The sequence below is a fragment of the Paracoccus tegillarcae genome (assembly GCF_002847305.1).
In the GTDB taxonomy this organism is placed as follows: Bacteria; Pseudomonadota; Alphaproteobacteria; order Rhodobacterales; family Rhodobacteraceae; genus Paracoccus; species Paracoccus tegillarcae.
The window spans coordinates 3,355,534-3,367,510 of the sequence record NZ_CP025408.1; the positions used below are offsets into that span (position 1 = coordinate 3,355,534).

The 11,977-nt window shown below is 61.5% G+C and carries 11 protein-coding genes; 9 read left to right on the forward strand and 2 right to left on the reverse strand.

Features of this window, described 5'->3' with window-relative positions; all coding sequences use genetic code 11:
• Window positions 1-142: 142 nt before the first annotated feature.
• From pepN to CUV01_RS16520, 4 genes are all read left to right on the forward strand, one after another.
• Window positions 143-2,713, forward strand: coding sequence for an aminopeptidase N (gene pepN / locus CUV01_RS16505; protein WP_101461430.1), 2,571 nt, complete (start codon window positions 143-145; stop codon window positions 2,711-2,713).
• A 27-nt stretch (window positions 2,714-2,740) separates the two neighbouring features.
• Window positions 2,741-3,649, forward strand: coding sequence for a 1-acyl-sn-glycerol-3-phosphate acyltransferase (locus CUV01_RS16510; RefSeq protein WP_232962319.1), 909 nt, complete (start codon window positions 2,741-2,743; stop codon window positions 3,647-3,649).
• Between the two features lie 82 nt (window positions 3,650-3,731).
• On the forward strand, window positions 3,732-4,055 hold the full coding sequence (locus CUV01_RS16515) for an NIPSNAP family protein (RefSeq protein ID WP_101461431.1): 324 nt from the start codon (window positions 3,732-3,734) through the stop codon (window positions 4,053-4,055).
• The gene (locus CUV01_RS16520; RefSeq protein ID WP_101461432.1) at window positions 4,052-4,405 is read left to right on the forward strand and encodes an antibiotic biosynthesis monooxygenase family protein; all 354 of its coding nucleotides are present in this window, start codon (window positions 4,052-4,054) and stop codon (window positions 4,403-4,405) included. Before CUV01_RS16515 ends, CUV01_RS16520 begins: the two co-directional genes overlap by 4 nt.
• On the opposite strand, the gene proB is transcribed toward CUV01_RS16520, so the two are convergent.
• On the reverse strand, window positions 4,402-5,514 hold the full coding sequence (gene proB / locus CUV01_RS16525) for a glutamate 5-kinase (protein ID WP_101461433.1): 1,113 nt from the start codon (window positions 5,512-5,514) through the stop codon (window positions 4,402-4,404). The two genes, CUV01_RS16520 and proB, sit on opposite strands and share 4 nt — an antisense overlap.
• On the reverse strand, window positions 5,502-6,539 hold the full coding sequence (gene obgE / locus CUV01_RS16530) for a GTPase ObgE (RefSeq protein WP_101462177.1): 1,038 nt from the start codon (window positions 6,537-6,539) through the stop codon (window positions 5,502-5,504). The genes proB and obgE overlap by 13 nt, the downstream gene beginning before the upstream one ends.
• A gap of 136 nt (window positions 6,540-6,675) precedes the next feature.
• Here obgE and CUV01_RS16535 point away from each other — a divergent pair, with 136 nt between their 5' ends.
• From CUV01_RS16535 to CUV01_RS16555, 5 genes are all read left to right on the forward strand, one after another.
• The gene (locus CUV01_RS16535; RefSeq protein ID WP_101461434.1) at window positions 6,676-7,014 is read left to right on the forward strand and encodes a DMT family transporter; all 339 of its coding nucleotides are present in this window, start codon (window positions 6,676-6,678) and stop codon (window positions 7,012-7,014) included.
• Window positions 7,015-7,128: 114 nt separating this feature from the next.
• Window positions 7,129-8,529, forward strand: coding sequence for a protein adenylyltransferase SelO (locus tag CUV01_RS16540; protein ID WP_101461435.1), 1,401 nt, complete (start codon window positions 7,129-7,131; stop codon window positions 8,527-8,529).
• A 69-nt stretch (window positions 8,530-8,598) separates the two neighbouring features.
• Window positions 8,599-9,285, forward strand: a complete 687-nt coding sequence (locus CUV01_RS16545; protein WP_101461436.1) for an endonuclease/exonuclease/phosphatase family protein — start codon at window positions 8,599-8,601, stop codon at window positions 9,283-9,285.
• Between the two features lie 66 nt (window positions 9,286-9,351).
• Window positions 9,352-10,629: a phosphopyruvate hydratase gene (gene eno, locus CUV01_RS16550; RefSeq protein WP_101461437.1), complete on the forward strand. Its 1,278-nt coding sequence runs from the start codon at window positions 9,352-9,354 to the stop codon at window positions 10,627-10,629.
• 206 nt (window positions 10,630-10,835) lie between these two features.
• Window positions 10,836-11,975 carry a TRAP transporter substrate-binding protein gene (locus CUV01_RS16555; protein WP_101461438.1) on the forward strand — a complete coding sequence of 380 codons (1,140 nt, stop codon included), beginning with the start codon at window positions 10,836-10,838 and terminating at the stop codon, window positions 11,973-11,975.
• The last annotated feature ends 2 nt before the right edge of the window (window positions 11,976-11,977 follow it).

An 11,977-nucleotide genomic window follows, 5' to 3' on the forward strand; every position in this document is an offset into this window, starting at 1 on the left:
TGGGGCATTTGAAATCGGCATTGCGGCGCCGTCCGATCGTCGGTCAATCCTGCCCGACTTGCGACCCGGCACTTAGCCGAATAACACTCCGATCTAGGACAAGTTCCAGCTATGCAACAATTTTTTTGACGCGAGAACGGTGATGACCCCCAAAAAACCCATTCAAACCCAATATCTTGCCGATTATCGTCCCTATCCGTTCCACCTGAACGAGACGCGATTGCGCTTTGGTTTGTCCGACAGCGCCACCGAAGTCACCTCGGAACTGGACTTTACTCGACAGGGGGAAGGGTCGCTGATTCTGGACGGGGGAACGGGTCTCGACATCTTGCGTCTCGCGATAGACGGACAAGAGCTGGCACCCGAGGATTTCACGCGCGAAGGCGAGATGCTGAGCATTGCAGACAGCGCCCTGCCCGGCGACAGCTTTACCTTTTCGGCAACCGTTCGCATTGATCCGTCGAGCAATACAGCCTTCGAGGGACTTTACCTGTCGGGCGGGATGTTCTGTACCCAATGCGAGGCCGAGGGCTTTCGCCATATCACCTTCTATCCCGACCGGCCAGATGTCATGGCCCCCTTTCGTGTTGTGATCGACAGCGAACAGCCGGTTTTGCTGTCCAACGGCAATCCGGTCGGCCAGGAACCGGGACGCGCCGAATGGCACGACCCCTGGCCCAAACCGGCCTATCTTTTCGCATTGGTCGCGGGCGATCTGGTGGCCATCAGCGACAGCTATGCCACGCAGTCAGGCCGCGTCGTTGCGCTGAATGTCTGGGTCCGGCCCGGCGATCAGGATCGCGCCGGCTTTGCCATGGAATCGCTGATCAAATCGATGAAATGGGACGAAGAGGTCTACGGTCGCGAATACGATCTGGACGTGTTCAATATCGTCGCCGTCGATGATTTCAACATGGGGGCGATGGAAAACAAGGGGCTGAACATCTTCAACTCCAAGCTGGTTCTGGCCAGCCCCGAAACCGCGACCGATGCTGACTATGAACGCATCGAAAGTGTCATCGCGCACGAGTATTTCCACAACTGGACCGGCAACCGGATCACCTGCCGCGACTGGTTTCAACTGTGCCTCAAGGAGGGGCTGACGGTGTTTCGCGATCAGCAATTCACCAGCGACCTGCGCAGTGCACCGGTGAAACGCATCGAGGACGTGCAATCCTTGCGAGCGCGGCAATTCCGCGAGGATCAAGGGCCGCTTGCGCATCCGCCACGCCCCGATCACTACCGAGAAATCAACAATTTCTACACCGCGACCGTCTATGAAAAGGGTGCCGAAGTGATCGGCATGTTGAAACGACTGGTCGGCGAGGACGGCTACAAGGCCGCGCTGGATCTGTATTTCGACCGCCATGACGGCGATGCGGCCACCATCGAAGACTGGTTGCTGGTATTCGAGGATGCCACGGGTCGTGATCTGGCGCAGTTCAAGCGGTGGTACACGGATGCGGGCACCCCTCGTTTGCGCATGGACGAAGAGTGGACGGATGGCACGCTGACGCTGCGCTTTTCGCAGGAAACACCGCCGACACCCGGGCAGGATGACAAGCAGCCCCGGGTCATACCGATCGCAGTGGGTCTGATCGGTCCGAATGGCGACGAAACCCGCCCGACCGAAATTCTGGAAATGACCGACGCGCAGCAAAGCTTTACCTTCGAGGGTCTCGGCGCGAGGCCGGTTGTCTCGGTCCTGCGCGGCTTTTCCGCGCCGGTGGTGCTGGACCGCGATCTGGACGACGCCGGCCGCGCCTTTCTGCTGGCCCATGACACCGATCCCTTCGTGAGGTGGGAGGCAGGGCGTGAACTGGCGCTGAATGCGTTGCAGTCGATGGCGCAGGGCGGCAGTGCCGATCCGGCCTATGTCGACGCAATCGGTCGCCTGATGTCTGACGATGATGTCGATCCGGCCTTTCGCGCGCTTTGCCTGCAATTGCCGGCCGAAGAAGAGGTCGCGGGCAGGTTGGCCCATGCGGGGGTCACGCCCGATCCCGACACCATTCACGCGGCGCATATGCAGCTTGCGCACTCGGTTGCCGAGGCACACGAAGACTTGTTGATCCGGCTCTATCAGTCGATGGAAGTAACGGGTGGCTATCGCCCCGATGCCCAGGATGCGGCCCAACGTGCCCTGCGTCTCATCGCCATGGCGCGGTTGAACCTGCTCGACGGCGGCGAGCGCGCGGCGACGTTGTTTGAGACGGCCGGCAATATGACTGAACGTTTCGCGGCACTCAGCGCAATGATCCGCGCGGGGCGTGCTGACGCGGCGCTGGAAACTTTCCGGCAGGAATTTGCCGACAACCGACTGGTGATGGACAAATGGTTCATGATCCAGCCTGCCGCGGCGTCGCCCGATCAGGCCGCCACGATTGCTGCAGAACTGTCGCAACGAGACGATTTCGAGTGGAAGAACCCCAACCGTTTTCGCGCGCTTTTGGGCGGTCTGGCTGCAAATCATGCGGGTTTTCATGCCGCCGACGGCCTTGGCTACGATTTCACCGCGGATTGGCTGATCCGCATGGATGCGGCGAACCCGCAAATTGCGGCGAGGATGTCGACCGTTTTCGAGACCTGGAAGCGCTATGATGCTGGTCGGCGTGAAAAATCTCTTGCTGCGTTGCAACGGATTGCGGCCACGCCGCGTTTGTCGCGTAACAGTGAGGAAATGGTGTCACGCATGATCGAATCGTCTAATTAGTCTTCGTGATATTGCAGCAGTAGCGACATGACCATGACCACGGACGCCAAGAAAGAAATGCAGACCCGGATCGACCCCCTCATCCAGGAGCGGGCGCCGTGGTTCTATTCCGGTCGCACCCATCACGCGATAGCGCGCCAGGCGATGATGTGGCTGCTGCGCTATCCCGAGACCCTGCGGCTGGCCGCTGAGTTTCGAGATCTGCCCATTGATGAGATCATGCGCAGGATTCAGGCCAGGATCGTCAGCGACGTGCAGGTGCAAGGGATCAAGCATCTTCCGGCGACCGGCCCTGCCCTGATTGTCGCCAACCATCCGACCGGCATCGCTGACGGCATCGTTCTGCACGCCTTGGTCAGCCAACTGCGCGATGATCTGTTTATCTATGCCAACCACGATATGGTTCGCGTCCTGCCCCAAACCGAGGAACTGATCGCCCCGGTCGAATGGCGTCAGGACAAGCGCAGTCATGCCAAGACCCGGGCGACGATGGATTACACGCGCACGGCGCTGGATGCAGGGCGGATCGGGTTGATCTTTCCCTCGGGCCGACTGGCCAAGCGAAGCGGTCTGAGCTTGCAGGAACGGCCCTGGATGGCCAGCGCCGCGATGATTGCGCGGAAATTCGACGTACCGGTGATTCCGCTGCGCATCTTTGCCCGCAACTCGGTGCTTTTCTATCTGCTGGACGCGATCCATACGAGCCTGCGCGACGTGACCCTGTTCAACGAGGTCCTGAACAAATCCAGTCAGTCCTATCGGGTCACCGTGGGGTCACCGATAGATCCTGCCAGCCTGCCCCGCAGCAGCGATGAGGCCATCGCGGCGCTGCGCGATGCCATGCTGGATCTGCGCGAGCCCACAGCCGACGCCCCCCGCCTGTTGCAACAGCACGGCGTCATGCGTCTGGGACGCGGCGCGCGCAAAACCGTCTAGGTCGTATAGTTAGACGCCAACCAAAGCATAACCTGCACCGCAGCGTCTATTCTGTCCTCATCATCACCCTGAGGGACAGAGAATGCTGACTTGTATCATCCGCTATCACATCGACCCGTCCAAACACGCACAATTTCGCGAATATGCCCGAAACTGGGGGCAGGCGATCCCGCGCTGCGGTGCGGATCTGATCGGCTATTACGCCCCGCATGAAGGATCGTCCTCGCTGGCCTATGGGATCTACAACATCCCCAGCCTGGCCGAGTACGAAGCCTATCGCGCCAGACTGGCTGCCGACCCTCTGGGGCGCCAGAATTATGACTTTGCCCAAAGCGAGAAATTCCTGTTGCGAGAGGATCGCACCTTCCTGAAACTGGCCTCAGCACCGCATGGAGACCGCTCATGATCGCCGTCATCTTCGAGGTCCTGCCTGCACCGGGCTGTCGGGACGCCTATCTTGATATCGCCGCCGAAATGCGGCCACTGGCCGAGCAGATCCCTGGTTTCATTTCGGTTGAGAGGTTTCAAAGCATCACCAATCCCGACCGGATGCTGTCGCTGTCCTTCTTTGAAAATGAGGCCGCGATCGAGGAATGGCGCAAGCTGGCGGCCCATCGTCGGGCGCAGGCCAAGGGGCGCGGGGGCATTTTCAGCGACTACCGGCTGCGGATTGCGCATGTGATGCGCGATTACGGCATGAATGACCGCGATCAGGCGCCAGCCGACAGCCGCGCGGCGCATGACCGCGCCAGCTAGATCGCCATATCGTCGCGATGGATCAGCGCGGCGCGGCCGGCATAGCCCAGCAATAACTCGATCTCGGCTGATTTGTGACCGGCAATCCGTCGTGCCTCGGCGGCGGTGTACCGGATCAGACCGTGGGCCAGCGTTTCGCCCAGAGGTCCGGTGATTGTGACCGGATCACCGCGCGTAAAATCGCCCGTGACAGTGGTCACACCTGCGGGCAGCAGCGATTTCCCACCATGCAGCGCCCGCACGGCGCCGGCGTCGATCTGCACGGTTCCGCGCGGCTTCATCCCTGCGATCCAACGCTTGCGTGCAGCCCGTGGATCGCCCTCGGGCAGAAACCAGCTGGCCCGCGCGCCATTTGCCACGGCAGACAGAGGGCGCGTCACAGACCCTTCGGCAATAGCCATCGCGCAGCCCCCGGCAACGGCAGTGCGCGCCGCCATCAGCTTGGTCTTCATCCCGCCCTTGGACAGGCCGGATACCGGATCGCCGCCCATCGCCTCTATTTCGGGTGTCAGTTGCTCGATGACGGGCAGATGGCGCGCGTCGGGGTCGGTCTTTGGATTGGCGGTATACAAGCCGTCGACATCCGACAGCAGCAGCAATTGATCGGCACCCGCCGTCACCGCGATCTGTGCGGCCAGTCGATCATTGTCGCCAAAGCGTATCTCATCAGTGGCCACCGTGTCGTTTTCGTTCACGATCGGCACGACGCCAAGCGACAGCAATGTCTGCATGGTGGCGCGACTGTTCAAATAACGGCGGCGGTCGGCGCTGTCTTCCAGCGTCAGCAGAACCTGCGCGGTGGTGACCCCATGCGGCGCCAGCGCCTCTTCATAGGCGCGCGCCAGCCGGATCTGACCGACTGCGGCAGCGGCCTGCGCCTGTTCCAGCGTCAGCACGCCCGCAGGCAGTTCCAGCACTCGCCGGCCAAGCGCGATCGAGCCTGACGAAACCAGCACGACGTCGCAGCCTCGTCCGCGCCAGTCGGCCACATCATCGCACAGCCCGCGCAGCCACTCGCCGCGCAGCCCATCAGGCCCGACCAGCAGTGCCGATCCGATCTTGATGACCAGCCGACGCGCTTGCGTCAGCGACGGTGCTAGGGTTTCCATGTATCCGCCGATTGGTCGTCGGGCAGTTCCACCGCCCGGCCTGCGGCGATCTGATCCCACAGCGCGCGCAGAACCTCGGTCACGCCCAGCTTGGCATGTCCCGACAATTGCATGACCGGCAGATCAAGCGCCTCGGCCAGTGCTGCCTGCTTTTCAGCGGCCTCTTCGGCATCCATCGCGTCGATCTTGTTCAGCGCGGTGATGCGCGGCTTGCTGGCCAGCAGCGGGGAATATTTTTCAAGCTCGGTCAGCACGGTCTGCGCGTCGCCCACCACGTCATCCGAGGTGCCGTCGATCAGATGCAGCAGCACCGCGCAGCGTTCGACATGACCCAGAAAACGGTCGCCGATCCCCCTGCCCTCGCTGGCGCCCTCGATCAGGCCCGGAATATCGGCGATGACAAATTCGCGTCCATCCACACCAACAACGCCCAGATTGGGATGCAGCGTTGTAAAGGGATAGTCGGCGACCTTGGGACGGGCATTGGATACGGCGGCAAGAAAGGTCGACTTGCCCGCATTGGGCAGGCCGATCAGCCCCGCATCGGCGATCAGTTTGAGCCGCAGCCAGATGGTGCGTTCGACCCCCGGCTGCCCGGGATTTGCATTGCGCGGGGCACGGTTGGTCGAGGTCTTGAAATGCAGGTTGCCCCAACCACCATTGCCGCCGCGCGCCAACATCACGCGCTGTCCGACCTCGGTCAGGTCGGCAATGGGGGTTTCTTCGTCCTCTTCCAGGACCTCTGTGCCGACGGGCACTTTCAGCACGATGTCCTCGCCCGACCGTCCGGTCATCTGGCTGCCCATGCCGTGCTGGCCGGATTTCGCGAAGAAATGCTGCTGATAGCGGAAATCGATCAGCGTGTTCAGCCCGTCCACCGCCTCGACCCAGACGTCGCCGCCACGGCCGCCATCGCCGCCATTCGGACCGCCATATTCGACGAATTTCTCGCGCCGGAACGAGACGCTGCCCGCGCCGCCGCCGCCCGAGCGGATAAAGACCTTGGCGAGATCGAGGAATTTCACTGGTTTGTCCTGCAAGTAGATTGGCGCAAACCACGGGAATACGCGCTTGGGCCTGCGCGTTCAAGGGTGGAACAGGCGGCGTGACTTTGCCCCGACGCCGGGTTATCGCAGCGCGAACAACGGATAGAGCCTGACCATGACCTACGTTACCTATGCGACGCTCTTCATAGCCATACTGTTTGAAGTGATCGGCACCACCTTCCTGCAGCGCAGCGCGCAATTCACGCGTCTTGTGCCAACAGTGCTGATGGCGGTCAGCTATGCGGCCTCGTTCTATTTCCTGACGCTGGTGCTGCGCACAATGCCGTTGGGTATCGCCTATGCCATCTGGAGTGGCCTCGGCATCGTTCTGGTCTCATTGATCGGACTGGCGGTGTTCGGTCAGAAACTGGACATGCCCGCGATCATCGGGCTTTCGCTGATCATCGCGGGAGTTCTGGTCGTGAACCTGTTTTCCGACAGCATCAGCCATTAGGGCGTGACCTCGCCCTGAGGCAAGCCGCACCCTCGCGACCGGGACATTCCGGGCGCGCGGCCTTTTTCTTTGCATCGCTGCACACTAGATCAAGAGAAAGGAGGCCGTCCTGACATGATCCATTTCGACAACAGCTATGCCCGCCTGCCTGACGGATTCTTCACAAGAACGCCCCCCACACCCGTCGATGACGCGGGGCTGCTGGCCCTGAATGAAGGCTTGGCCAAGCGCCTTGGCCTGGATGCCGACTGGCTGCGCGGCCCTGACGGCCTTGCCATGCTGGCCGGAAATGCCTTGCCCGACGGCGCCGAACCGATCGCCATGGCCTATGCCGGTCACCAGTTCGGCGGCTTTGTGCCGCAACTGGGTGATGGCCGCGCCGTGTTGCTGGGTGAGGTGGTGACGCCGGATGGCGCGCGATTTGATCTGCAGCTGAAAGGATCGGGGCTGACGCCATTTTCGCGGCGTGGCGATGGGCGCGCGTGGTTGGGGCCGGTGCTGCGCGAATATCTGGTCAGCGAGTTCATGGCCGCGATGGGCGTGCCGACGACGCGTTCGCTGGCAGCGGTTACCACGGGTGAGACCGTTTTGCGTGAAAGCGCGCTGCCCGGCGCGGTTCTGACCCGTGTGGCCAGCAGCCATATTCGCGTGGGGACCTTTGAATATTTCGCCGTGCGCGGCGATACCGAGGCGCTGAAATCACTAAGCGATTACGTCATCGCGCGCCATTATCCACAGGCAACCGGACCGCTGTCACTGCTGGACGGTGTGATTGCGCGTCAGGCGGAAACCATCGCTGATTGGATGGCGCTAGGCTTTATTCACGGGGTGATGAACACCGACAACATGGCCGTCTCGGGCGAAACCATCGACTATGGTCCATGCGCGTTTATGGATGTTTATCATCCTGATACAGTATTTTCCTCGATTGATCAGATGGGCCGTTATCGGTGGTCAGAGCAGCCGCAGATTGCGGTCTGGAACCTGGCTCAGCTGGCCACCTGCCTGATTCCCCTGATGGGCGAGCGCGATGCCGCGATCGAGGCCGCCACCCGTTCTGTTCACGTCTTTCCAGCCCTCTATCAGGCCGCCTGGCTGCGCCGCTTTGCAGAAAAGCTGGGGCTTGGCGCCGATGCGGAACATCAGCAACTGATCGAGCGTCTGCTGACACTCATGGCTCAGCAAAAGGCGGACTTTACCCGGGTTTTCGCCGGCCTCTCCGATGGTACGGCGCGCGATGAATTCGCCCTGCCGGCAGGCTTTGATGAGTGGGCAAAAGACTGGCAGGCGCTTGGGCCAGATCACGCGATGATGGCGCAGGCCAACCCGCGCCGAATCCCGCGCAATCATCGCATCGAAGAGGTCATCACGACGGCCATCGCCGGCGATCTGGCCCCCTTTCAACGGCTGCTTGCGGGCGTCACCCATCCACGCGAAGATCGAGGGGAATGGGACGATCTTGCACAGAAGCCCTTGCCCACGGAAATCGTTCGCCGCACATTCTGTGGGACCTGAGATCCCGCGCCGGGGGCGCTTCGCCCCCCGGACCCCCAGAGGATATTTGGATAAAGAAGAAAGCCGCGCGTGAAACTGAGGCTGGCCAGCTATAATCTGCACAAATGCCGCGGCCTGACAGGGCCACACGCTCCAGAGCGTAATCTTGCCGTCATTGCGGCGCTAAAGCCCGATATCATTGCCCTGCAAGAGGTCGATTTTCGCTTTGGCGCACGGCCCGAGGCGCTGCCACGGTCGCTGATCGAGGGCATGACCGGGCTATTGCCCGCGGATTTGACCGGCCGGACCAGCGAAAGTTCCCTGGGGTGGCACGGCCAGACCATTCTCATGCGGCCGGATCTGGCGGAGGCGGCACGTCTGCGGCGCCTGCCCCTGCCCTCGCTTGAACCACGCGGCGCGCTGGCGTTGCGGCTGCCCCACCTGACGGTAATTGCCCTGCATCTGGGACTGACCCGGAGTATCCGTCGCCTGCAACTTGCGCGGGTCGTGTCGCAGGCCGCGCGGATCGGCAATGGGCCAGTCGTCATGATGGGCGATTTCAACGAATGGCGCGACGATCTGGGGCTGGAGCCGCTGGTCGGTTATCGCGTGGTGGCGCCCGGTGCCTCTTACCCCGCGCCGATCCCGCAGTTTCGGCTGGACCGCATGGCCATCAGCCGCGATCTGAATATTCTGCAAACCTGTGTGTTCCGCGGCGACCCTGCACGCGAAGCCTCGGATCATCTACCGATCTGGGCCGATATAGAGATCGGCTGAAATTGCGCCTTTCGCCCGTGACGCCGCGTCGCTATTAAGGCGCTAACATTTCCTGAGGGGGCGCCAATGACCGCAATCATCGATATTTTCGCACGTGAAATCCTTGACAGCCGCGGCAATCCGACCGTCGAGGTCGATGTGACGCTGGAGGACGGCACCCTGGGCCGTGCCGCTGTTCCTTCGGGGGCATCGACCGGCGCGCATGAGGCGGTCGAAATGCGCGATGGCGACAAGGCGCGTTACATGGGCAAGGGCGTGCTGGAGGCCGTGGCCGCGGTGAATGGCGAACTGGCCGAGAACCTGATCGGCGAGGACTCGACCGAGCAACTGGCCATCGACCGGCTGATGATTGATCTGGATGGCACGCCCAACAAGGGCCGTCTGGGTGCCAATGCCATTCTGGGCGTGAGCCTTGCGGTCGCCAAGGCCGCCGCACTGGCCACAGGCCAGCCGCTTTATCGCTATGTTGGTGGAACAGGTGCGCATGTGCTGCCGGTGCCGATGATGAATATCATCAATGGCGGCGAGCATGCCGACAATCCGATCGACATTCAGGAGTTCATGATCATGCCGGTTGCTGCCAGCAGCATCCGCGAGGCCGTGCGCATGGGGTCCGAGGTGTTTCACACGCTGAAAAAGGAACTGTCGGCGGCTGGCCTGTCCACGGGCATCGGCGATGAGGGCGGCTTTGCGCCGAACCTGTCCAGCACCCGCGACGCGCTGGATTTCATTCTGAAAGCCATTGAGAAAGCCGGTTACAAGCCCGGCGACGATATGATGCTGGCGCTGGATTGCGCCTCGACCGAGTACTTCAAGAACGGCAAATACGAGATGGCCGGCGAAGGCAAATCGCTGTCCCCCGGCGAAAATGTGGATTATCTGGCTGCACTTTGCGCAGATTATCCGATCCTGTCGATCGAGGATGGCTGTGCCGAGGATGACTGGGACGGCTGGAAACTGCTGACCGACAAACTGGGCAGCAAGGTCCAACTGGTCGGTGACGACCTGTTCGTCACCAATCCCGAGCGTCTCGCCGATGGCATCGCGCGCGGATGCGGCAACAGTCTGTTGGTCAAGGTAAACCAGATCGGCACCCTGTCGGAAACGCTGGACGCGGTGCGCATGGCCGACCGTGCGGGCTATACCTCCGTGATGTCGCACCGTTCAGGTGAAACCGAAGACGCCACCATTGCCGATCTGGCCGTGGCCACCAATTGTGGACAGATCAAGACCGGCTCTTTGGCGCGTTCGGACCGGCTGGCAAAATACAACCAGTTGATCCGGATCGAGGAAATGCTGGGTGAAACCGCGCGTTACGCCGGAACCTCGATCCTGCGCAACTGATGCTGTGACGCGCGCCCCGGTTGCCCTGGGGCGCGGCGTTAACGCAGACGCATCCTATCGCCGATTAGACGGGACGACCGGCATCTGACGGTGCGTCAACTGGTTTGCTCGTGGCTCGACACACGATCCTCTCTTGTTAAGCTTTCAATCATTGGTTGAACGCAGCCCGCGATCTTGCAGATAGCGGGCCGGCAAGGAGGATAGACATGCCAAATCACAACAAGCTCGACCGCCGCGCATTTCTGAACCGCACGGCCCTGGGGGGCGCTGCGGCGACCGCAGGCACCGTTTTGGCCGCGCCTGCCATCGCGCAGGAAATGCCACAAATCAACTGGCGGATGGTGTCGTCCTTCCCCACCTCGCTGGACACCATCTATGGCGGCGGCGAACAGATCGCCGACCGCCTGCGCGAGACCACCGATGGCAAATTCGACATTCAGGTCTTTGCCGCGGGTGAATTGGTGCCGGGCCTCGAAGCGATCAGTTCGGTCACCGACGGCACCGTGGAATGCGCCCATTCGGTCGGCTATTACAACTGGGGCAAGGACCCCGCATTCGCCCCGGGCGCCGACCTGCCCTTTCTGTTAAGCGCACGCGCCAAGGCGGCCTATAACTATTACGGCGGCGGGATCGAGCTATATAACGAATTCCTTGCCCAATACGGACTGGTCTCGTTCCCCGGCGGCAATTCGGGCGTCCAGATGGGCGGCTGGTTTCGCAAGGAAATCAATACACTCGACGACCTGAAAGGGCTGAAGATGCGCATCGGCGGGCTGGCCGGAATGGTGCTGGAACGGCTTGGTGTGGTGCCGCAGCAGATCGCGGGTGGCGATGTTTATGCCTCGCTTGAGAAAGGCACGATCGATGCTGCCGAATGGATCGGCCCCTATGACGACGCGAAGCTGGGTTTTCAGAAGGTCGCACCTTATTACTACTACCCGGGTTTCTGGGAGGGCGGGCCAACCGTTGGCTTCTTCATCGGCAAGGAGCACTGGGACGCATTGCCGGCGACTTATCAGGCGCTGGTGCGAAACTGCACGCAGGCAACCGATATGGCGATGGTGGCAAAGTATGACTATGTGAACCCGCCGGCCTTGAAGCAACTGATCGGGGACGGCGCGCAACTGCGGGCCTTCAGCGAACCGGTTCTCAGCGCCGCATTCGATGCGGCACTGCAGGTCTATGATGAAATCTCGGCCGAAAATGAATGGTTCAAGCGTCAGTGGGAGGCCGTTCAGCCCTATCGCGATGACTGGTATTTGTATGCCCAGACCAGCGAATATACCTTTGATACCTTCATGATGATCCAGCAGCGGCAGGGTAAGCTGACACCCTCTGGCGGTTGATC